The 22,012-nt window shown below is 68.6% G+C and carries 21 protein-coding genes; 7 read left to right on the plus strand and 14 right to left on the minus strand.

Features of this window, described 5'->3' with window-relative positions; all coding sequences use genetic code 11:
• Nucleotides 1-30: 30 nt before the first annotated feature.
• From D3H34_RS09105 to D3H34_RS09115, 3 genes are read left to right on the plus strand one after another with little or no spacing between them, the layout of a single operon-like run.
• Nucleotides 31-1,023, plus strand: coding sequence for a Bug family tripartite tricarboxylate transporter substrate binding protein (locus D3H34_RS09105; RefSeq protein ID WP_119553124.1), 993 nt, complete (start codon nt 31-33; stop codon nt 1,021-1,023).
• An 18-nt stretch (nt 1,024-1,041) separates the two neighbouring features.
• Nucleotides 1,042-1,830 (plus strand): class II aldolase/adducin family protein, encoded by a 789-nt coding sequence (locus D3H34_RS09110; protein WP_119553125.1) that lies wholly within the window; start codon nt 1,042-1,044, stop codon nt 1,828-1,830.
• Between the two features lie 4 nt (nt 1,831-1,834).
• On the plus strand, nt 1,835-2,812 hold the full coding sequence (locus D3H34_RS09115) for a 2-dehydropantoate 2-reductase (protein ID WP_119553126.1): 978 nt from the start codon (nt 1,835-1,837) through the stop codon (nt 2,810-2,812).
• Between the two features lie 36 nt (nt 2,813-2,848).
• Here the strand turns inward: D3H34_RS09115 and D3H34_RS09120 are convergent, their stop codons facing one another.
• Nucleotides 2,849-3,562 carry a YebC/PmpR family DNA-binding transcriptional regulator gene (locus D3H34_RS09120; protein ID WP_119553127.1) on the minus strand — a complete coding sequence of 238 codons (714 nt, stop codon included), beginning with the start codon at nt 3,560-3,562 and terminating at the stop codon, nt 2,849-2,851.
• A gap of 96 nt (nt 3,563-3,658) precedes the next feature.
• Entirely contained in the window at nt 3,659-4,537 is an 879-nt protein-coding gene (locus D3H34_RS09125; protein ID WP_286185558.1) for a DMT family transporter, read from the minus strand.
• Nucleotides 4,538-4,732: 195 nt separating this feature from the next.
• Between D3H34_RS09125 and D3H34_RS09130 the strand changes: the two genes are divergently transcribed.
• A complete protein-coding gene (locus tag D3H34_RS09130; protein WP_119553152.1) occupies nt 4,733-5,662 on the plus strand; it encodes a LysR family transcriptional regulator in 930 nt (309 codons plus the stop codon).
• Here D3H34_RS09130 and D3H34_RS09135 read toward each other — a convergent pair.
• Both D3H34_RS09135 and alr read right to left on the minus strand, forming a co-directional pair.
• A complete protein-coding gene (locus D3H34_RS09135) occupies nt 5,640-6,377 on the minus strand; it encodes a hypothetical protein (protein ID WP_119553129.1) in 738 nt (245 codons plus the stop codon). The genes D3H34_RS09130 and D3H34_RS09135 overlap by 23 nt on opposite strands.
• Nucleotides 6,374-7,471, minus strand: coding sequence for an alanine racemase (gene alr, locus D3H34_RS09140; RefSeq protein ID WP_119553130.1), 1,098 nt, complete (start codon nt 7,469-7,471; stop codon nt 6,374-6,376). The genes D3H34_RS09135 and alr overlap by 4 nt, the downstream gene beginning before the upstream one ends.
• A gap of 181 nt (nt 7,472-7,652) precedes the next feature.
• Here alr and lplT point away from each other — a divergent pair, with 181 nt between their 5' ends.
• From lplT to D3H34_RS09155, 3 genes are read left to right on the plus strand one after another with little or no spacing between them, the layout of a single operon-like run.
• Nucleotides 7,653-8,957, plus strand: coding sequence for a lysophospholipid transporter LplT (lplT, locus tag D3H34_RS09145; RefSeq protein WP_119553131.1), 1,305 nt, complete (start codon nt 7,653-7,655; stop codon nt 8,955-8,957).
• Between the two features lie 60 nt (nt 8,958-9,017).
• Nucleotides 9,018-9,908: a DMT family transporter gene (locus D3H34_RS09150; protein WP_119553132.1), complete on the plus strand. Its 891-nt coding sequence runs from the start codon at nt 9,018-9,020 to the stop codon at nt 9,906-9,908.
• Nucleotides 9,909-9,919: 11 nt separating this feature from the next.
• Nucleotides 9,920-10,408 (plus strand): glutathione peroxidase, encoded by a 489-nt coding sequence (locus tag D3H34_RS09155; RefSeq protein WP_119553133.1) that lies wholly within the window; start codon nt 9,920-9,922, stop codon nt 10,406-10,408.
• 14 nt (nt 10,409-10,422) lie between these two features.
• On the opposite strand, the gene D3H34_RS09160 is transcribed toward D3H34_RS09155, so the two are convergent.
• The 10 genes from D3H34_RS09160 to D3H34_RS09205 form a co-directional block, all read right to left on the minus strand.
• Entirely contained in the window at nt 10,423-10,857 is a 435-nt protein-coding gene (locus tag D3H34_RS09160) for a carboxypeptidase regulatory-like domain-containing protein (protein WP_119553134.1), read from the minus strand.
• Nucleotides 10,858-10,955: 98 nt separating this feature from the next.
• Nucleotides 10,956-12,194, minus strand: a complete 1,239-nt coding sequence (gene glcF / locus D3H34_RS09165) for a glycolate oxidase subunit GlcF (protein ID WP_119553135.1) — start codon at nt 12,192-12,194, stop codon at nt 10,956-10,958.
• A gap of 21 nt (nt 12,195-12,215) precedes the next feature.
• On the minus strand, nt 12,216-13,343 hold the full coding sequence (gene glcE / locus D3H34_RS09170; RefSeq protein ID WP_119553153.1) for a glycolate oxidase subunit GlcE: 1,128 nt from the start codon (nt 13,341-13,343) through the stop codon (nt 12,216-12,218).
• A 16-nt stretch (nt 13,344-13,359) separates the two neighbouring features.
• A complete protein-coding gene (locus D3H34_RS09175; RefSeq protein ID WP_119553136.1) occupies nt 13,360-14,862 on the minus strand; it encodes an FAD-linked oxidase C-terminal domain-containing protein in 1,503 nt (500 codons plus the stop codon).
• 13 nt (nt 14,863-14,875) lie between these two features.
• A complete protein-coding gene (locus tag D3H34_RS09180; RefSeq protein ID WP_119553137.1) occupies nt 14,876-16,537 on the minus strand; it encodes an L-lactate permease in 1,662 nt (553 codons plus the stop codon).
• A gap of 159 nt (nt 16,538-16,696) precedes the next feature.
• Nucleotides 16,697-17,584, minus strand: a complete 888-nt coding sequence (locus D3H34_RS09185) for a LysR substrate-binding domain-containing protein (protein ID WP_119553138.1) — start codon at nt 17,582-17,584, stop codon at nt 16,697-16,699.
• Between the two features lie 18 nt (nt 17,585-17,602).
• On the minus strand, nt 17,603-18,538 hold the full coding sequence (locus D3H34_RS09190; RefSeq protein ID WP_119553139.1) for an SMP-30/gluconolactonase/LRE family protein: 936 nt from the start codon (nt 18,536-18,538) through the stop codon (nt 17,603-17,605).
• Between the two features lie 239 nt (nt 18,539-18,777).
• Nucleotides 18,778-20,211 (minus strand): ammonium transporter, encoded by a 1,434-nt coding sequence (locus D3H34_RS09195; protein ID WP_119553140.1) that lies wholly within the window; start codon nt 20,209-20,211, stop codon nt 18,778-18,780.
• A gap of 29 nt (nt 20,212-20,240) precedes the next feature.
• Nucleotides 20,241-20,579 carry a P-II family nitrogen regulator gene (gene glnK, locus D3H34_RS09200; RefSeq protein ID WP_056583732.1) on the minus strand — a complete coding sequence of 113 codons (339 nt, stop codon included), beginning with the start codon at nt 20,577-20,579 and terminating at the stop codon, nt 20,241-20,243.
• A 70-nt stretch (nt 20,580-20,649) separates the two neighbouring features.
• Nucleotides 20,650-21,516 carry a TorF family putative porin gene (locus D3H34_RS09205; protein WP_119553141.1) on the minus strand — a complete coding sequence of 289 codons (867 nt, stop codon included), beginning with the start codon at nt 21,514-21,516 and terminating at the stop codon, nt 20,650-20,652.
• Nucleotides 21,517-22,012: the final 496 nt, after the last annotated feature.

Consider the following 22,012-nt stretch of genomic DNA (forward strand, 5'->3'; position numbering starts at 1 on the left):
CCTTCACCACCACCGAAAAGAGAGACAGCCATGACCTTCACCCGCCGCCACATGCTGCAGACCACCGGCGCCTCGGCGCTGCTCGCGAGCATCGGCCAGCACGCCTTCGCACAGGCCGCCGCGCTCGAGAACGCGACCATCGTCACCGGCTTCGCGGCCGGCGGCACCTCGGACACCACGTGCCGCCGCATCGCGCTCAAGCTGAGCCCCGACTACGCCAAGACCGCCGTGGTCGAGAACCGCACCGGCGCGGGCGGCCAGATCGCCGTGAGCTACGTGAAGGGCCGTCCGGCCGACGGCACCACGATCCTGCAGACGCCCACGTCGATCCTCACGATCTATCCGCACATCTACAAGAAGCTGCCCTACGACCCGATGGTCGACCTCACGCCCGTGAGCCTGGCCTGCATCTTCGACTTCGGCTTCGCGGTCGGCCCGGCCGTGCCGGCCACCGTCAAGACGGTGCCCGAGTTCCTCGCGTGGGCCAAGGCCAACCCGGCCGGCGCCAACTACGGCTCGCCGGCCGCGGGCTCCACGCCGCACTTCATCGGCGCGCTGCTGGGCAAGCAGGGCGGTGTCGAGCTCAAGCACGCGGCCTACCGCGGCACGCAGCCGGCCATGCTCGACCTGCTGGGCGGCAACATCTCGGCGGTGTCGGGCCCCATCGGCGACATCACGCAGCACCTGCAGTCGGGCAAGGTCCGCATCCTGGGCGTGTCGGGTGCCAAGCGCAGCCGCTTCGCGCCGGACGTGCCCACCTTCGGCGAGCAGGGCATCAAGAACATGGCGCACAGCGAATGGTTCGCCTTCTTCCTGCCGGCCAAGGCCTCGCCCGAACTCGTGGCGAAGCTGAACACGTCGATGAAGAACGCGCTGGCGCAGAAGGACGTGATCGACGGCCTGGGCACCTTCGGCCTGGAAGCGATGTCTTCCACGCCTGCCGAGCTGGCCGATCTGTTGAAGAAGGACACCGCCAAGTGGGCGCCGATCGTGAAGGAAGTCGGCTTCACAGCGGAAGGTTAAACACATGAAGGAACTGCCATGAACACACTCGCCACCGCGCCTTCGGCGCTGGTCCATCCCTCGATCCATCCCGACGAGCGCGCCGCGCGCGAAGAGCTCGCAGCTTGCTACCGCGTCTTCGCGATGCTGGGCTGGACCGAGATGATCTACAACCACATCACGGTGCGGCTGCCCGACAGCGTCACCGGCGGCGAGAAGCAGTTCCTCATCAACCCCTTCGGCCTGCACTACAGCGAAGTGACGGCCAGCAACCTGGTGAAGATCGACCTGCAGGGCAAGGTGCTCGACGGCTCGACCTACCCGGTGAACCCGGCCGGCTTCGTGGTGCATGCCGCCATCCACGACGGCCTGCCCGGCGCGCACTGCGTGATGCACACGCACACCACCGCCGGCGTGGCCGTCGCCTGTCTGCAGGGTGGCCTGCAGCAGACCAATTTCTATACCGCGCAGCTGCACGGCATGGTGGCGTACCACGACTTCGAGGGCATCACGATCCATGCCGACGAAGGCCCGCGCCTGCTCAAGAGCATCGGCGACCGCAACGCGGTGATCCTGCGCAACCACGGCCTGCTGGCCTGGGGCCAGACGCTGCCGCAGACCTTCGCAATCTTGTGGACGCTGCAGCGCGCCTGCGAGATCCAGATGGCGACCTTCTCGATGGGCGCGGCCATTCCGGTGAGCGAGGAGATCGCGCAGCGCTGCACGCGCGATGCGCTGCAGTTCAGCCCCGAGCACGGCGCCGGGCAGGACGTGTTCAACGCGCTCGTGCGCCAGGTCGATCGCATCGACGCCAGCTACAAGAACTGACCCCATGAAGATCTGCATCTACGGCGCCGGCGCGATCGGCGGATGGATCGGCGTCGGCCTCGCGCAAGCGGGCGAACGCCTCAACGTGGTGGCGCGCGGCGCCACGCTCGACGCGCTGCAACGCGACGGCCTCTCGCTGATGCGCGGCGACGTGCGCACGCGCGTGCCGGTGAACGCGGTGGCTGACCCCGAGACCCTCGGCGTGCAAGACCTCGTGGTGATCGCCGTGAAGGCGCCCGCGCTGGCCGGCGTGGCCGAACGCATCGGGCCGCTGATCGGGCCCGACACCCTCGTGCTGGTGGCCATGAACGGCGTGCCGTGGTGGTTCCTGGAAGGCGGCTTCGGCGGCGAGATCACGGGCCACCGGCTCGCGGCCGTCGACCCCGAAGGCCACATCGCGCGCGCCATTCCGGCGCGCAACGTGATCGGCTGCGTGGTGCATGCCAGCTGCTCGCTCGACGGGCCGGGCGTGGTGCGGCACCACTTCGGCAACGGGCTGATCGTGGGTGAGCCTTCGGGCGAAGCCACGCCGCGCGTGCAGAAGCTGGTCGCGCTGCTCAAGAGCACGGGCATCGACACCACGCTGTCGCCGCAGATCCAGAAGGACGTGTGGTTCAAGCTGTGGGGCAACATGACGGTGAACCCGATCAGCGCGCTGACCGGCGCGACCACCGACCTGATCATGGGCGACGACTACGTGCGCGGCTTCATCTCGGCCGTGATGCTCGAGGCCAAGGAGATCGGCCGGCGCATCGGCATCGAAATCACGCAAAGCCCCGAAGACCGGCACGAGGTCACGAAGAAACTCGGCGCCTTCAAGACCTCGATGCTGCAGGACGTGGAAGCCGGCCGCTCGGTGGAACTCGACGCGCTCGTCACCGTGGTGCGCGAGCTGGGCGAGCTGACCGGCGTGGCCACGCCGTTCACCGATGCGCTGCTGGGGCTGGCGCGGCTGCGCACGCGGCAGCTCGGGTTGTACTGAACGCGGGAGCGTTGCCCCGAGCGCCAGGCGTTCAGCTCAGCCCGCCAGCCCGACGTACACGTTCTGCACGTCGTCGTTCGCGTCGATCGCCGCGAGGAAGGCCTCGACCTCTTCCAGGTCCTCGGCGCTGAGGGTGGCGGGGTCGACCGGGTTCTTGGGCCGGTAGCCCAGCTTGGCCGACAGCACGGTGAAACCCTGGGCCGGCAGTGCGCGGCTCACGAGGTCGAGGTCGGCGGGTTCGGTCAGGAACAGGCTGGTGCCCTCTTCGGCGCCGGGCTCGAAGTCTTGTGCGCCGGCTTCGATGGCGGCCACTTCGGCGTCGGCGTCCTTGGTGGCGGGCTCGGCCTCGATCATGCCGAGGTGGTCGAAATCCCACGAGACCGAGCCGGAGGTGCCGAGCTGGCCCTTGCGGAAGAGCACGCGCATTTCAGGCGCGGTGCGGTTCACGTTGTCGGTCAGGCATTCGACCATCACGGCCACGCGGTGCGGGGCGAAGCCCTCGTACATGACGTGGTCGAAGTGCACCGATTCGCCCGTGAGGCCGGCGCCCTTCTTGATGGCGCGGTCGAGCGTGTCCTTCGGCATCGAGACCTTGCGGGCCTGTTCGACGACCAGCCGCAGCCGCGCGTTCGAGCCCGGGTCGGCGCCGTTGCGCGCGGCCATCATGATTTCCTTGGCCAATTTGCCGAACAGCCGGCCCTTGGCGTTCGCGGCCACGTCCTTGTGCTTGGCTTTCCATTGCGCGCCCATGTCTGCATTCCTTGGTGTTGTGTGGGGCGGCGAAACGCCGCAGCCCCCGAGGATGCCACGAGCCGCTGGCCCCGGACAGCGGGGGCCCTTCCGCCGTCAGGGACGCCACTTCTGTTCGCCCGCCTCCGGCACCAGGCTGACCCACAGGGCCGCGCCCACGATCAGCAGCCCGCCGGCCCAGCCCCAGGCGCCGATGCGTTCGCCCAGCACCAGGGCCGCGATGGCCGCGCCGAACACCGGCTCGCTGCCCATGAGCAGCGACACCCGGCTCGGGCTGCTGCGCGAGGCCGCATGGTTCTGCGCGAAGAAGGCGAACACGGTGCACAGCAGCACGAGGTAGGCCATGCCCCACCAGAAGGCGGCTGTGGCGGGCGGCAGGTGCCAGGCGCCGCCGCCGGCCACGGACAGCAGCGACAGCGCCGCCGCGCCCAGCGCCATCACGCCGGACTGCACGGCCGTGAGCGTGAGCGCCGGCAGGTTGTGGCGGCCCGCCAGGCGACGCGTCAGGCAGACCATGACGGCGCGCAGGAAGGCGGCGGCGAGCATGAGCGCGTCGCCCCACCCCATCGACAGGTCGGCGAGCGAAGGCGCCGAGAGCAGCGCCGCGCCCACGGCCGAGAGTCCGGCCGCCCAGAACACGCGCCGCGCCGGACGCCGGCCCAGCAGCCACCATTCGACGAAGGGCGTGATCGCCACGCACAGGCTGATGAGGAAGGCGGCGTTGCTCGCCAGGGTCAGCGAGACACCGAAGGTCTCGCACAGGAAGATGGCGAGCAGGTTGGCGCCCAGCAGGCCGCCCACGGCGAGCCCCTGGCGCCACTGTGCGTCGGACCACAGCGGCCGCAGCGCGGGCAGCAGCACGAGAAACGTGAGGCCGAAGCGCAGCGCGACGAATTCGAGCACGGGCAGCTGCTGCGTCGCCTGCTTGGCCACCGCGTAGCTGCCGCCCCAGACCGCCGCCACGAGCAGCAGCATGAGTTCGGCGGGGCCGAAGCCGGCCGGCCACGACCCTCGCCACCAACGGCGCCCCGCCGGGACCGCCCCCTGCAACACCTTTGAATCCATACTGTCTGCCCGCGACCCGGAGCGCCTGAAAGAAAAAGAGAAGGCGCATTGTTCCGGGCCGAACCAGGGCCGCACAGCCGTCGGCCGGAACAGGACTGTTGCGTGGTGGGAACGAATTCATTTCTCAAGGTGCTGCCCGAGATGGTGACCTTCATGCGGGTCGCCGAACTCGGCAGCTTCTCGGCCGCCGCCGACCTGCTGGGCATCACGCCCTCGGCCGCGAGCCGGCAGGTGAAGCGGCTCGAACAGGAGATCGGCGTGCAGCTGCTGCAGCGCACCACGCGCCAGCTGCGGCTCACCGAGCCCGGCGTCGAGGCCTTCGCGCGCTGCCGCGAACTGGTGGCGGCGGCGCAGGGTGCGATGGACATCGGTGCGCAGTTCGCCCGCGCACCGGCCGGCCGCGTGCGCCTGAGCGCGCCGAAGGCCTTCGCGCGGCACGTGCTGCACCCGCACCTGCTCGACTTCCTGCGCCAGTACCCGGCGGTGGACGTGCAGCTGATCGTGGCCGACCGCGACATCGACCCGATCCGCGAAGGAGTGGACCTCGTGGTGCGGCTGACCACGGCGCCGCCCGAGGGGCTGGTGGCGCGGCGGCTGATGGCGGCCGAGCACATCCTGTGCGCCACGCCGGCCTACCTGGCGCGTCACGCGGCCATCACGCACCCGCACGACCTGCGCGCGCACAGCTGCCTGTCGCTGGGCGAGCACGAGCGCGACAACCACTGGCGTTTCCGAAAGGAAGGCGAGGACGACGCCAAGGTGGAGATCGAAGTGGCGGTGGACGGCCGCTATGTCTGCAACCACAGCGAAATGCGGCTCGGCGGCGCGCTCGCGGACCTGGGCGTGGCCTGCGTGCCGACCTTCACGGCGCGCGAGGCGCTGGACGACGGCCGCGTGATGCGCGTGCTGTCCGACTGGACGCTGCAAGGCAACTACCAGGGCCAGGCCTGGCTGCTGTACCCGCCGAACCGCTACCTGCCGCCCAAGTGCCGGGTGCTGGTCGAGCACCTGCTCAGCGCGGTGCCTTCCCCGTGAGCACGCGCACGGCCTCGGGCAGCGAGTGGACCTGCGGCATGAAATGATCGATGAGCGCGCCCAGCGCCACCGCGCAGACCACCGCGCCCAGGAGCGGCTTCCAGGTGAGCCGCACCGCCGCCATGAGCCAGCCCTCGCGCGCCACGCGCACCGCGGCGCGCGCCGACACATAGGAGAAGGCGACCTCGATCGCCACGGCCAGCAGCGCGTCCCAGCTGAAGTACAGCAGCACGAGCGAGCCCGCGCCCAGCACGACGGCCAGGCACAGCAGGAAGATGGCGAGCACCGGCACGACGATGATGGCGCCCTCGTCGGCGCCGCCCGCGGCATCCAGCGCGCCACTGGCCACGTCCGAGAGCACGCTGCCACCGTCGGTGCCATCGGGCACGCAGCCATGGTCGTCCGGGCCGTCGGAGCTGATCCCCAGGTCATCGGGCGCCTCGATCTCCGTGCGCCTCTCGACCAGCCGCTGCGCCCACCAGCGCAGCACGCACAGATACCCCAGGTAGCCCACGCCCAGCGTGACGAGGTAGCGCACGGCCAGCGAGTCGACCTGCAGCAGGTGCATCTGCAGCGCCGACACGCCCCACATCAGCAGCAGCGTGAAAGTGCCGATCAGCAGCCCGTGCGTGCGCAGGCTGTGGTTGCGGTGCAGGTCGCGTTCGACCTGGCTTTCCCACAGGCGCACGGAGCGCCAGTTGGAAAGAACCTTCATTCGTCGGCGGGCGCGAAGGGCACCCGCTGCGCGACCGCGCACATGAGTTCGTAGCCGACGGTGCCGGCGGCCTGCGCCACCTCGTCGATGGGCAGCACCGCGCCGGTCAGGGCCGAGCGGCCCCACAGCGTGACTTCGGCGCCGAAGGCCGCGTCGGGCACGGGCGTGAGGTCGACGGTGATCATGTCCATGCTCACGCGGCCCACCATGCGAGTGCGCACGCCGTTCACCAGCACCGGGGTGCCGGTGTCGCAGTGGCGCGGGTAGCCGTCGGCATAGCCGACCGCCGCGATGCCGATGGTGAGCGGGCCCTCGGCCGCGAAGCGCGAGCCGTAGCCGATGGTGTCGCCGGCCTTCAGCGTCTGCACGGAGATGAGGCGGGTCGACAGCGTCATGGTCGGCTCCAGCCCCCAGTGCGCCGCGTCATGGGCGGGAAAGTCGGGCGCGCTGCCGTACAGCACGATGCCGGGGCGCACCCAGTCGCCGCGCGTGCGCGGTGCATGGCGCAACGTGGCGGCGCTGTTGGCGATGGAGCGTTCGCCCGGCAGGTCGCGCGTGACGCGCTCGAACACCTCGAGCTGGTGGTCGATGCCGCGCGGGCCGTCGGCGTCGCTGAAATGCGTCATGAGCGAGATTTCGTCGACCTGCGTGAGCGCGTTCAGGCGCGTCCAGGCCGAGCCGAAGCGCTCGGGCGTGAAGCCCAGGCGGTTCATGCCGGAGTTCATCTTCAGGAACACGCGCTGCGGCTTCAGGGTCTTGTGGGCCGCGAGCATGTCGATCTGCTCGTCGCAATGCACCGAATGCCACAGGTCCAGGCGCGAGCACAGCTCCAGGTCGCGCGCGTCGAACACGCCTTCCAGCAGCAGCACCGGGCCTCGCCAGCCCAGCGCGCGCACGCGCTCGGCCTCGGCCAGGTCGAGCAGCGCGAAGCCGTCGGCGCCGCGCAGGCCTTCATAGACGCGCTCGATGCCGTGCCCGTAGGCATTGGCCTTGACCACCGCCCAGACGCGGGCGTCGAGGGCCGAACGGCGGGTCCGGTCGAGGTTGTGGCGCAGGGCGGCGGTGTGGACGGTGGCAAGAATGGGGCGCGGCATGGGGGTGCTCGGGTGAATGCGGACCACGTTTTAGCATCTTCGGGAATGGGGTTGAAACCGGTGGGGATGCCTCATTTCGTGTCGCACCCCCGTGCTATAACCGCCCATTCGCGTCAGACGCGACACATTTTCGACACTTTCTAACTACCGCCAGCAGCTCCTCTGGCCAGCCAGCCCATCGATGAAGCGCGGTTTTTACACGATCATGTCGGCCCAGTTCTTTTCGTCACTGGCCGACCAAGCGCTTTTCGTCGTTGCCGTCGATCTCATGCGAAGTTCGGGTGCCCCCGAATGGCAGCGGGCCGCCCTGGTGCCGATCTTCGCGGTCTTCTATGTGGTGCTGGCCCCGCTGGTGGGCGCCTTTGCCGACGCGCTGCCCAAGGGCAAGGTGATGTTCATCAGCAACGCGATCAAGGTCGTGGGCTGCCTGATGATGCTGTTCGGCTCGCACCCGCTGCTGTCGTATTCCATCGTGGGACTGGGCGCGGCGGCGTATTCGCCGGCCAAGTACGGCATCCTGACCGAGTTGCTGCCGGCGTCCCAACTGGTCAAGGCCAACGGCTGGATCGAAGGGCTGACCATCGCCTCGATCCTGCTGGGCATCGTGCTCGGGGGCATGCTGGTGGGCCATGCGGTGTCCAGCCAGCTCTTGCTGATCGACCTGCCATTCATCGACACCGGCATCGACTCGCCGGCCGAGGCCGCCATTGCGGTGCTGATCTTCGTCTACGTGCTGGCCGCCTGGTTCAACACCCGCATCCCGCACACGGGCGTCGAGATGCGCCCGCTGCGCTCGAACCCCGAGCAGAGCCTGGCGCGCAACCTGGCCGGCCTGCTGCCCGACTTCTGGCATTGCAACGCCCGCCTGTGGCGCGACCGGCTGGGCCAGATCTCGCTGGCGACCACCACGCTCTTCTGGGGCGCCGGCGGCAACCTCAAGTACATCGTGCTGGCCTGGGCCGCCGTGGCGCTCGAATACAACACCACCCAGGCCTCGGCGCTGACCGGCGTGGTGACCATCGGCACGGCCGTGGGCGCCATCGTGGCCTCGATGTACATGCGGCTGGACATGGCCACGCGCGTGATCCCCATGGGCATCGCGATGGGCCTGATGGTGATCTGCATGAACTTCATCGGCAACGTCTGGCTGGCGGTGCCCTTCCTCATCATGCTCGGCGGCCTGGGCGGCTTCCTGGTGGTGCCGATGAACGCGCTGCTGCAGCACCGCGGCCACAACCTGATGGGCGCCGGCCGCTCCATTGCCGTGCAGAACTTCAACGAGCAGGCCTGCATTCTTCTGCTAGGCGGCTTCTACAGCGTGTGCACGGGCCTGGGCCTGTCGGCCTACGGCGCGATCAGCGCCTTCGGGTTGGTGGTGGCCGGCTGCATGTGGATCATCAAGCGCTGGCACGAGAGCAACCTCAAGAAGTATCCTGAGGAAGTCGAGCACCTCCTGGCCATCGCCCGCAGCGACAAGCACCACTGATTTCGCGCGACCGCGTTGGTGCAATGGCCGGCGCGCCGAGCGCCCCCAATCCAACGCCCCATGCCCGCACTTGCCCTGATGTTCAACGCCTTCGTGTGGGGCGTTTCGTGGTTCCCGTTCCGCCAGGTGGCAAGCTTCGGGCTGCACCCGCTGTGGACCACCTGCCTGGTCTACCTCGTCATCGCCGCGGCCATGGGCCTGCTGCGCCGACACGCCTGGAAGGGCTTCGTTGCGTTCCCGATGCTGGCGGCGCTGGGCCTGGCGGCCGGCTTCACCAACGTGGGCTTCAACTGGGCCGTGACGCAGGGCGACGTGGTGCGCGTGGTGCTGCTGTTCTATCTGATGCCGCTGTGGAGCGTGCTGCTGGCCTGGCTGCTGCTGGGCGAGCGGCCGACGGGCGGCTCGCTGGTGCGGGTGGCGCTGGCACTCGCCGGCGTGGTGGTGGTGCTGAAGGCACCGGGTACCGACTGGCCGGTGCCGTCGAGCCTGCCAGACTGGCTGGGCGTGGCGGCGGGCTTCGGCTTTGCCGTGACCAACATCGTGCTGCGCCGTCTGCGGCATGCACCGGGCGAATCGCGCGCGTTGGCGATGTTCTGGGGCTGCACCGTGGTGGCGGGCGTCGCGGCGCTCATCGGCACCGCGTTCGGTGGCATCCAGTCGCCGCTGCTCGCGTCGTCCGGCTGGCTCGGCTGGGCCGCGGTGCTGGGCACGGGCTTCATCATCGCCAACGTGTGCCTGCAGTACGGCGCGCCGAAGCTCGCGGCCAGCGTCACCTCGGTGATCATGCTGTCGGAGGTGCTGTTCGCAAGCGTGTCGTCGGTGGCGCTGGGCGCGGCCACGATGGACGCACGCATCCTGATCGGCGGCGCGCTGATCGTGCTGGGCGCGGTCTGGGCGGCGTTTGCGCGAACCCCCACGCCGCGCGATGATCGCGTTTCCGCGTCCACCTGAGGAACCCTCCCATGACCAGCGTCTACGACTTCCAGGCCACCCGCATCGACGGCAAGCCGGTGAAGCTCTCGACCTTCCGCGGCCAGGTGCTGCTGATCGTCAACACGGCGAGCAAGTGCGGGTTCACGCCGCAGTTCGAGGGGCTGGAAGCGCTGCACGAGAAATACGCCGACCAGGGTCTCACGGTGCTGGGCTTTCCCTCCAACCAGTTCGGCGGCCAGGACCCGGGAAGCAACGAGGAAATCGGCGCCTTCTGCATGACCAACTACGGCGTGAGCTTCCCGATGATGGAGAAGATCGACGTCAACGGCAGCGGCGCCCTGCCGCTGTACCAGTGGCTCACCAAGGAAAAGCCCGGCCTGCTGGGCAGCACCGCCATCAAGTGGAACTTCACCAAGTTCCTGGTGGGCCGCGACGGCGCGGTGCTCAAGCGCTACGCGCCGCTGGACACGCCGGCCTCGCTCACGCGCGACATCGAGGCGGCGCTGGCGGCCACCTGAGCCGCAGCCCGGGGTCAGAAGCGGAAGTCGGCCGTCTTCGGCCCGCCGCCGACCGTCACGGTCTGGCTTTTCGTCTCGCCCTTCGGCGTGCTCACGTCGATCACATAGCGCCCCGCCGGCACGTCGATCAGGCACACCGGCCCGGTGGCGGTGAAGGCCATCGCGGCAGACGAGTTCGCATCGCCGCCCTTGATGGCGACATTCAGGTTGGCCAGGTAGGCGCCGTCGGCGCGCGCGAACAGCAGCGCCAGCGGATGGTTCTTCATGGCGGCGCGCATCGCGGTCGACTCGTCGGAGCCGATGCCGCCGCACACATAGCGCGTGGTGCCGATGCCCTGCCAGGGCGGCAGGGCCGACGGCGGCTGCTGCGCCTGTGCGGCGAAGGTGCCCGTGGCGCAGACGGCGGCCAGCAACGCACGGCGCAACGGAAAGGCGGAAACGAAGGACATGGCGCGAACTCCTTGCAGCTTCATCGGTTCGCCATGATGCGCCCCGAACGCGCCGGGCGCACGTCGGACGGCAACGTACCCTGCCGTGCGCGCGAACCCTACCCTGCCGGCGGCTGCAGCGCCGTGTCGAGCAGTTCCACCCAGTGCCGCACGGGCGTCTCGCCGCTGCCGCTTTGCAGGTGCGTGATGCAGCCGATGTTGGCCGAGGCGATGGTGGTGGGCTGCAGCTGCTTCAGGTGACCCAGCTTGCGATCGCGCAGCGGGTACGCCAGCTCGGGCTGCAGCACCGAGTACGTGCCGGCGGAGCCGCAGCACAGGTGCGATTCGTTCATGGCCACGCGCATGTCGAAACCGAGCGCGCGCAGGTGCGTCTCGACACCGCCGCGCAACTTCTGGCCGTGCTGCAGCGTGCAGGGCGGGTGGTACGCCACCACGCCCTCGGGCGCGCGCACGCGGCCCTGCAGCACGGGCACGAGATCGGGCAACAGCTCGCTCAGGTCGCGCGTGAGCGCGCTGATGCGCGCGGCCTTCGCGGCATAGGCCGCGTCGTGCTGCAGGATGTGGCCGTACTCGCGCACGGTGACGCCGCAGCCCGAGGCGTTCATCACGATCGCCTCGACCTCGCCGTGTTCGACGAAGGGCCACCACGCATCGATGTTGGCGCGCATCTGCGCCTTGCCGCCGTCCTGGTCGTTGAGATGGAACTTCACGGCGCCGCAGCAGCCGGCCTCGGGCGCGATCACGGTCTGGATGCCCGCCGCGTCGAGCACCCGCGCGGTGGCGCTGTTGATGTTGGGCATCATCGACGGCTGCACGCAGCCCGCGAGCATCAGCACCTTGCGCGCATGCGTGGCGGTGGGCCACTGCCCAGCGTTTTGCTTCGCGGGCACCTTGGCCTTCAGTGCCTCGGGCAGCAGCGCGCGCACCGACTGGCCCAGCTTCATCGAGGGGCCGAACAGCGGCGACGGCAGCGCCTCCTTGAGCATCCAGCGCGTGGTCGACTCCATGGCGGGGCGCGGCACCTTCTCGTCGACGATCTTGCGGCCGATGTCGACCAGGTGGCCGTACTGCACGCCGCTCGGGCAGGTGCTTTCGCAGTTGCGGCAGGTCAGGCAGCGGTCCAGGTGCAGCTGCGTGCTGCGCGTGGGCGCCTGGCCTTCGAGCACCTGCTTGATGAGGTAGATGCGCCCACGCGGCCCGTCGAGCTCGTCGCCGAGCAGCTGATAGGTCGGGCAGGTGGCGGTGCAGAAGCCGCAGTGCACGCACTTGCGCAGGATGGCTTCGGCTTCGCGGCCCGCGTCGGTGTCGCGGAATTCGGGGGCTAGTTCGGTTTGCATCGCGGGGTGTCGTTTGTTTTTTTATTGGTCGCTGGCGAAGAGCCGGCCGCGGTCGAAGACCCCGTGCGGATCGAACTCCTGCATCAGCGCGCGATGGATGCGCGCCACCGGTGCGCTCAGTGCGTCGAAGCGCGGCACGCGGCAGTCGGCGGCTTGCGCTGCCGGCACGCGAAACAGCGTGGCATGCCCACCTGCCGCGCGCGCGGCTTCGCGCACACGTGCAGCTTGTTCGGGTGGCGCGAGGTACCAGCGCTGCCCACCGTGCCACTCGACCAGCGGCGCGGCGCAGCCTTCGATGGCGATCGCCGGCGCGGTCTGCGGCACCGAGAGACGCCACAGCGCGAGCGGGCCGGTCTCGTCCAGCGCGAACCACGGCATGCGCTGGTCGCGCAGCGCGGCCCAGCCGGCGGCGGCGCGCACTGGGTCCTGGCGCTCGCCACCGAGTTGCGCGCAGGCCGCGTCGACCGCCGCCACGGCGCCGCGCAAGCGCAGGCGCAGCACGCCGGTGCCTTCATGTTCGAACCAGCTGCTCGCGTTCAGCGGCAGCGGGCGTCCGCCCCATTCGTTGAGCAGGCGCAGCGCATCGGCCTGCGTGCAGGCGAAGGCGAGCGTGGCTTCGGCAGGCGCCACGGGCAGCACCTTGAGGCTCACTTCGGCGATCACGCCGAGCGTGCCGAGCGAACCCGCCAGCACGCGCGAGACGTCGTAGCCGGCGACGTTCTTCATCACCTGGCCGCCGAAGCTCAGCACCTCGGCGCGGCCGTTGATGAGCGTGGCGCCGAGCACGTAGTCGCGCACCGCGCCCACGCTGGCGCGCGCCGGGCCGCTCAGGCCGGCGGCGACCATGCCGCCAACTGTTCCACCGGTGTTACCGCCATCCGCGAAACACGGCGGCTCGAACGGCAGGCACTGGCCCTGCTCGGCGAGCGCGGCCGCGAGGTCGGCCAGCGGCGTGCCGGCACGCACGGTGACGACCAGCTCGCTGGGCTCGTAGCTCGTGAGGCCACTGAGCGCGCGCAGCTCGAGCACCTCGCCTTGCGGCGGCTGGCCGTAGAAGCCTTTGGTGCCGCCGCCATGCAGGCGCAGCAAGGTGGCGTCGGCCGCGGCAGCGCGCACGCGCTCCACGACCTGCTGGAGGGCGGTGTCCATGTTCGTCATCGAATTCTCAGAATCTCGGCAGGTCCGGATGCGGCAGCCGGCCGCCGCGCACCACTTCCTTGCCGTACTCGGCGCAGCGCTGCAGCGTGGGGATCACCTTGCCGGGGTTGAGCAAACCGGCGGGGTCGAAGGCGCGCTTGATGCCGAACATCTGCTCGTTCTCGGCGGCGGTGAACTGCACGCACATGCTGTTGAGCTTTTCCACGCCCACGCCGTGCTCGCCCGACACCGTGCCGCCCATCGCGACACTGGTCTCCAGGATGTCGGCGCCGAAGAGTTCGCAGCGGTGCAGCTCATCGGGGTCGTTGGCATCGAACAGCACCAGCGGGTGCAGGTTGCCGTCGCCCGCGTGGAAGACGTTGCAGCAGCGCAGGTTGTACTTCTTCTCCATCTCCTGGATCGCCAGCAGGATGTCCGCGAGGCGCTTGCGCGGGATGGTGGAGTCCAGGCACATGTAGTCGGGGCTGATGCGGCCCGACGCCGGGAAGGCGTTCTTGCGGCCGCTCCAGAATTTCATGCGCTCGTCTTCGCTGGTGCTCACGGCGATGGCGGTGGCGCCACAGCCACGCAGCACGTCGGTCATGCGGCCGATTTCCTCTTCCACCTCTTCCGGCGTGCCGTCGGATTCGCACAGCAGGATCGCAGCGGCGTCGAGGTCGTAGCCGGCATGCACGAAGTCTTCGACGGCGGCGGTCATGGGCTTGTCCATCATCTCCAGCCCGGCCGGGATGATGCCCGCCGCGATCACGGCCGCGACCGCGTCGCCGGCTTTGCGCACGTCGTCGAAGCTGGCCATGATGCAGCGCGCCAGCTGCGGCTTGGGCACGAGCTTGACGGTGACCTCGGTGGTCACGGCCAGCATGCCCTCGCTGCCGATGGCCAGCGCGAGCAGGTCGAGCCCCGGCGCATCGAGCGCCTCGCCGCCGAACTCGATGGGCTCGCCCTCGGCCGTGAAGCCACGCACGCGCAGCACGTTGTGCAGCGTGAGGCCGTACTTCAGGCAGTGCACGCCGCCCGAGTTCTCGGCCACGTTGCCTCCGATAGTGCAGGCGATCTGGCTCGACGGGTCGGGCGCGTAGTACAGGTTGAAGGGCGCGGCGGCCTCGCTGATGGCGAGGTTGCGCACACCGCACTGCACGACGGCCGTGCGGCTCACCGGGTCGATCTTCAGGATGCGGTTGAACTTGGCGAGCGACAGCGTCACGCCCATTTCATGCGGCATGGCGCCGCCCGACAGGCCGGTGCCCGCACCGCGCGCCACCACGGGCACGCCGAGTGCGTGGCAGGCCTGGAGCACGGCTGCCACCTGCGCTTCGGTCTCGGGCAGCGCCACCACCAGCGGGCGCTGGCGGTAGGCCGTGAGGCCGTCGCACTCGTAGGGCGTGGTGTCTTCGGCATGCCAGATCAGCGCATGCGCGGGCAGGTGGGCCTGCAGCGCCCGCACCACCTCGGCCTGGCGCTGTGCCTTCGACAGCTGCGCGTGCTGGCCGGCCGTGACGGGAGCATTCATGGAAACCAAACTTTCAGCGGACGACCATCAGGGTGAATGGCCACACATAGGCCTGCATCGTCACGTACAGGCCGACCAGCGATGCCAGCGCGATCGAGTGGAAGAACACGTAGCGCAGGATGTCGCCCTCGTGATTGAACCACCGCGTGGCGGTGGAGGCCACCACGATCGACTGGGCGTCGATCATCTTACCCATCACACCGCCCGAGCTGTTGGCCGCGCCCATGAGATTGGGGGAGAGGCCCAGCTGGTCGGCCGCGACCTTCTGCATGCCGCCGAAGAGCACGTTCGAGGCGGTGTCGGAGCCCGTCATGGCCACGCCGATCCAGCCCATCAGCGTGCCGAAGAACGGATACAGCACGCCGGTGTTGGCGAACGCCAGGCCCAGCGTGGTATCGGTGCCCGAGTAGCGCGTGAGCGTGCCCAGTGCGAGCATCAGCACGATGGTCATGAGCGAGTAGCGCACCATCCACAGCGTGCGGAAGAAGGTGCGCACGATCTCCAGCGGGTTGTACTTCATGAAGAAGGCGCTCACGATCGCCGACAGCAGGATGCCGGTGCCCGTGGCCGACAGCAGGTTCAGCACGTAGACCGCGCCTTCCTTCGTGGGCGCCGTGACCACCGGCGGCATCTTCTCGATCAGGTTGTGCAGGCCGCCCATCGGGAACGAGGGCGCGAAGACGCCGTTGAGCGCGGTCTTCACCGAGGGCAGGCCCCAGACGAAGACGAACACCGACAGGATCACCCACGGCATCCACGCGCGCACCAGCGCCTCGCGGCTGTGCACGACGATGGCCGCCGGCGGCTTGGCCTCGTGTGCGCTCACGTCCTTGCCGCGCAGCGAGGGTGAGCGCCAGACATTCTTCGGCTGCCACACGCGCAGGAACAGCACGAGGCTGGCCATCGACACGATGGCCGCAATGATGTCCACCAGCTCGGGGCCGATGAAGTTCGAGACCAGGTACTGCGGCACCGCGAACGACACGCCCGTGACCAGGATGGCGGGCCAGACTTCCATCATCGCCTTGCGTCCCGCGAAGGCCCAGATGAGCCAGAAGGGCACCAGCAGCGAGAAGAACGGCAGTTGCCGGCCGATCATCGCGGTGACTTCCATCAGGTCGTAGCCGTGCACCTTGGCCAGCGTGATGACCGGCGTGCCGAGCGCGCCGAAGGCCACCGGCGCGGTGTTGGCGATCAGCGAGAGGCCCGAAGCGGCCAGCGGCGAGAAGCCCAGGCCGATCAGGATGCCGGCCGTCACGGCCACCGGCGTGCCGAAGCCCGCCGCGCCCTCGAAGAAGGCACCGAAGCAGAAGGCGATCAGCAGCAGCTGGATGCGGCGATCCTCGGTGATGCCCGAGAGCGAGTCCTGCAGCACCTTGAAGCTGCCGTTCTGTTCGGCCAGCTGCTGCAGGAAGATGATGTTCAGCACGATCCAGCCGATCGGCAGCAGGCCGGTGAAGCCGCCGAAGAGCGCCGCGCGCCCGGCCATGTCGGCCGGCATGCCGTAGGCGAACACGGCCACCGCGATGGCGGCCAGCAGGCCCAGGCCGGCGGCGATGTGGGCCTTGATGTGGAAGAAGCCGAGGCACGCGAGCATCACCACCACCGGGATCGCGGCGAGCGCGGTGGAAATGATCATGTTGCCGAACGGGTCGTAGATCTGCTGCCAGGTCATGCGTTGTCTCCGGGGAGGCTGTTGTTGTGCCCCGCACTCTAGGGAGAAGCGCGTCGTCCGGATTGAAGGTTTTTTGCCTGGACCTTGATAAAAATTTGTCGGCCGGGCGTGTCGGACGGTGCCGGGCCCGCGAACAGCGGGCACCGGTCACAGCTGTGCTCAGTGCAGCGTCTGCACGATCCAGTCGACGAAAGCGGCGCACTCCCAGCGCTCCAGCGTGCCCGGCTGCCAGCAGATGTAGTGGCGGTGCGGCGAGGGCACGGGCCGTTCCGACAGCGCCACCAGCCGCCCCGATTCGAACCAGGCGGCGCCCAGCTTCTGTCGCACCAGCGCCACGCCGAAGCCGCTCGCGGCCGCGTCGTAGACCAGCCCCAGGTCGTTGAACTGCGAGCCCAGGTGCGGCTCGGGCTGGTCGATGCCGCAGCTTGCGAACCAGGTGCTCCAGGGTTCGAGCGGGCTGCGGATCAGCCGCGCGCTGGCGATCTCGGCCGCGGTGCGAAAGCCGTCGAAGGGTCCGAACTCGTTGAGGTAGCTCGGGCTGCAGGCGGGCACCACGTCCTCGCCGATGAGCAGGCGGTGCTCGCAGTCGGCGTACGCGCCGATGCCGTAGCGCACCTGCAGGTCGGTCTGCTCGGCGGTGACGTCGAGCAGCGGAATCGACACATGCAAGGCCAGCTCGATGTCGGGGTAGATGTTGCGAAAGAGCTCCAGCCGCGGCATCAGGAACTGGCGGCTGAAGGTGGGCGTGACGGCCACGCTCAGGCGCGGCGCACGCAGCGCCGCGTCACGGCTGCCGGGCGTGGCCTGCTGCAACGCGGCCAGGCCGGTGCGCACGTTCGCAAGGTAAGCGGCGCCGTCGGCCGTGAGGCTGAAGTCGCTGCGACCGAAGAGCTTGAAGCCCACGTGCGCCTCGAGCTGGCGGATGCGGTGGCTCACGGCGCTGGCCGTCACGCACAGCTCGTCGGCCGCACGGCCCGCATGCCGCAGCCGCGCGACGGCCTCGAAGGTCAGCAGGCACTGGATCGGGGGGATGTGGAGCAAGGCCATCCGCGGCAGATGCCCTACTCAGTCTTCGAAGAAATTCACCGGCAGGCCCGGCGTGTCGACGCGCATCGCGAGCACGGTGCCCGAAGCCGGGCGCTGCGCCAGCTCGTCGGCCGGGCGGCCCTTGCGTCCGCTGGTGACGAACAGGGTGCGCAGGTCGTCCCCACCGAAGCAGGGCATGGTCGGACATTGCACGGGCACCGCGATGGCGGCCACGCGCTCGCCCGAGGGCGCAAAGCGCAGCAGCTGTGCGCCTTCGAACATCGCGACCCAGTAGTGGCCGCTGGCATCGACAGTGGCGCCGTCGGGTCGGCCGTCGTAGTGCGGCGCGGGCGTGCCGGGCACCCAGCCCGTGGGCTTGGCGTCGAACTGCTGGAACACGCGCACATGCGACAGCGTGTTGGCCTCGGCATCCCAATCCCAGGCGCGCACCACGTGCGCGGCGGTGTCGGCCCAGTAGAGCGTGCGGTTGTCAGGCGAGAACGCCAGGCCGTTGGCGGTGGTGACGTGCTCCAGCATCGAGCTGATGGTGGGCGAGATGTCGGTGTCGGGGCGGGCGTCGAAGCAGTAGAGCGCGGCGTTGGCGCGGTCTTTGGCTTCGTTGAGCGAGCCGCTCCAGAAGCGGCCGAGCGTGTCGCACTTGCCGTCGTTGAAGCGCATGGTGCGCACGTCGTGCTCCACGCGCGCCATCGCGACCAGCTCGCCGCCCCATTCGCGGGCGCGGTAGATGCCGTCGCGCAGCGCGATCACGAGGCCGCCGCTGCGTGCCGGCGCCATGCAGCCGGGTTCGGTGGGCAGGGCCCAGCGCTCGACCGTGGCGGTAGGCGAACCGATCTCGCCGCGCGTGCGCAGCACGGTGCGGCCCGGAATGTCGAGCCAGTAGAGCGCGCGTTCGTGCGGGTGCCAGAACGGCGATTCACCCAGGTCGCAGAGGCTGTCTTCGATGGAGGTCCACATGGTGGGGCGATTGTGCGCCCGCCCGCGCGGGCGCCGCGCAAAAAAAAGCCCGCTGACGCCGAGGCGCTCGCGGGCTGAACATCCAAAGGAGACTCGCCTGAAAAATCTTGTTCTTTACAGCCGTGCCATGCCGGCGGCCTTATCGGGAAACACCGCGGAACCGGCTTTGCCGGGCCGCTGGTGTTGCCCCCTGCAAGGGGGTAGGAGAAGCGACACGCAGTGCGCGAAGCTTGGGGGGTTTACCTGTTGTAAGCCGTTTCGCCGTGTGACGAGATGTCGAGGCCTTCGCGCTCTTCTTCTTCCGACACACGCAGGCCGAGGGTCAGGTCGGCGATCTTGTAGGCGATGAACGCCACGATGCCGGACCACACGATGGTGAACAGCACGCTCTTGACCTGGATCCAGACCTGCGCGCCCATCGAGAAGGTGTCGGGCGTCAGGCCGCCGGTGCCGCCCAGGCCCTTGGCTGCGAACACACCGGTCAGGATGGCACCCAGGATGCCGCCCACGCCGTGCACGCCGAACACGTCGAACGCGTCGTCCGCGCCCAGCATGCGCTTGAGGCCACCCACGCCCCACAGGCAGACCAGACCGGCCAGCAGGCCCATCACGATCGAGCCCATCGGACCGACGAAGCCGGCGGCCGGCGTGACGGCCACGAGACCGGCGACGGCGCCCGAGGCAGCGCCCAGCATCGAGGCCTTGCCCTTGTGCAGGCTCTCACCCAGGATCCACGACAGGGCCGCGGCGGCGGTGGCGAGCACCGTGTTCACGAAGGCCAGGCCTGCAGCGGCGTTGGCAGCACCTGCCGAGCCGGCGTTGAAGCCGAACCAGCCGACCCACAGCAGCGAGGCGCCGACCATGGTGAGCGTGAGCGAGTGCGGCGTGAAGGCTTCCTTGCCGTAACCCACGCGCTTGCCGACCATGTAGGCACCGACCAGACCGGCGATACCGGCGTTGATGTGCACCACGGTGCCGCCCGCGAAGTCGAGCGCGCCGTCCTTGCCCAGCAGGCCGCCGCCCCACACGATGTGGGCCATGGGCACGTAGCTGAAGGTGAACCACAGCACCGAGAACAGCAGCACGGCCGAGAACTTGGCGCGCTCCGCGAAGGCGCCGACGATCAGCGCCACGGTGATGGCCGCGAAGGTGCCCTGGAAGGCGAAGAACACGTATTCGGGAATCGTGGTCAGCGCGCCGAAGGTCTCCTGCGTGATGCCCTTCATGAAGATCTTGTCGAAGCTTCCGAAGAAATTGCCGTCGCCCGTGAAGGCCAGGCTGTAGCCGTAGATGGCCCACAGGATGCTGATCAGCGAGAAGATCACGAAGACCTGCATCAGCACCGACAGCATGTTCTTGGAGCGGCCCAGGCCGCCGTAGAACAGCGCCAGGCCGGGGATGGTCATCAGGATCACGAGCAGGGTCGAGGTGAGCATCCAGGCGGTGTCGCCGGAGTCGACCTTGGGCGCAGGTGCCGCAGCCGGTGCAGCGGGCGCTGCCTCGGCGGCTGCGGGTGCTGCAGCCGCGGGAGCCGCAGCAGGAGCGGGCGCGGCAGCGGCGGGTGCCGATGCAGCGGGTGCCTCAGGGGTGGCGGCGGGTGCCTGGGCCAGCGCCGAAGTGCCGGCGACGAAGACGCTCAAGCCGAGCGCCAGAGAGACAAGAAGTTTATTCATAGTCGTTGTTCTTTCGGGCCAGGACTCGATCAGAGGGCTTCGCGGCCCGTTTCGCCGGTGCGGATGCGCACGACCTGCTCGAGGTTGTAGACAAAGATCTTGCCGTCGCCGATCTTCCCGGTGCGCGCGGCGCCCTCCACCGCCTCGATCACGCGGTCGACCAGCTCGTCGGAGATGGCCGCCTCGATCTTCACCTTGGGCAGGAAATCGACCACGTACTCGGCGCCGCGGTACAACTCGGTGTGGCCCTTCTGGCGACCGAAGCCCTTCACTTCCGTGACGGTGATGCCCTGCACGCCGATGGCCGAGAGTGCTTCGCGCACCTCGTCGAGCTTGAACGGTTTGATGATGGCTGTGACCAGCTTCATGATGAGTTTCTCCTTCTGGATGGATGAAAGGTGGCGCGGCAGCATGGGCCGCGCCTGGTTGTTGTGTCGATTACAGCGTCTTCGTCAGCGTGAGGATGAAGCGTGCCTTGTTCGGCGAGTAGGTCGTCTGGCCGAAGGTGCCGAAGTCGGGGATCTCGATGCCCGGGTAGGCCACGGCCACATAGGACGACTTCTTGTTGGCGCCCTGCACCGAGCCGGTGAGCGTGAGGCCGCTGCCGAAGTCGTAGGTGGCGCCGATGTTGTAGTCCACGTAGCTCTTGTAGCCCAGGCTGCGGATGTCGCTGGACATGTTGGTGTAGCCGACGGCCGCCTTGAAGGTGACCTTGGGCACGATCTCCTTGCTGTACGACAGGTTCAGGTAGCCGGTGTTGCGGCCCTTCAGGCCCGAGCCCGTCTTGGCGCCTGCGTAGCCGAAGTAGTCCTTGGAGACGGTGTGCGAGTACTTGGCGGTGAAGGAGCCGATGGTCTCGTGCGCGTAGGTGGCGCCCACGTACAGCTCGGTCGTGTTGCCGACAGAGTTGCCCGGGTAGATGTAGGTCAGCGCACCGACGTCCATGTCGACCGGGCCGGCCTTGAACTTGTAGCCGCCGTAGATATCGCTCTCGATGCTGTTGCCCTTGAGCCAGTTGACGCTGGAGTTCCAGTTGCCGATGTAGAAGCCGCTGTCGCCGAAGGCGTAGTCGAAGCCGCCCTGGATGGCAGGCTTGAAGCCCTTGGTCTTGGCGTAGTCGTTCTTGCCGATCATGTCCTGGTCCTGGCCGCGGAACTTGTAGTTCGTGGTCAGCGAGACATTGCCCGTGAGCAGGGGCGCGGGCGCCGGTGCCGCGGCGTCGGCGGCCTGGGCCATGGCGGCGCCCGAGGCGGTCAATGCAGTGGCCAGAACGATCAGCGCCTGGGCGGCGGTACGGTGCGTCATCAGGGAACTCCTCGCAAGTGTGTTGTTGGACCTGAGCACCCTCAAAGCAGGGAGCGTGCCAAAGTGCACAAATACCGCTGCGGCCAGAGGGCGCGGGGGTCCGGCCATGAGCGCCAAATCGTTACAAGCCCTGTTTCCGGCAGTTGCACACGCTTGCACGCTGCACGGTCGTGGGCCTGCATGTCGCAGGCGCACCAACTTGGGGAGAGGGAGAAAAATGAGTCTGTCTTTGGTGCAAAGCCGCGCCTTGCTCGGCCTGGAGGCGGCCGCTGTCACGGTCGAGGTGTCGGCTATATGAATGGTGCTAACTGTTAGTCAGCCAGATTTCCCAATGGAAACAAGCCGCTAACGACTTTTGGTGGGTATTCCTGTCCGCGCCGAAGTAGAACTGAGCCACCGCGCCGCTTGAATCGTGAGCCAGGGGTGGAAGCCGACGCAGCAATGGTCGGCTGTGGATAAGTGTATGTCTTGCCTTGTTCTGTGACCTCCTTTCGCT

The sequence above is a fragment of the Acidovorax cavernicola genome (assembly GCF_003581445.1).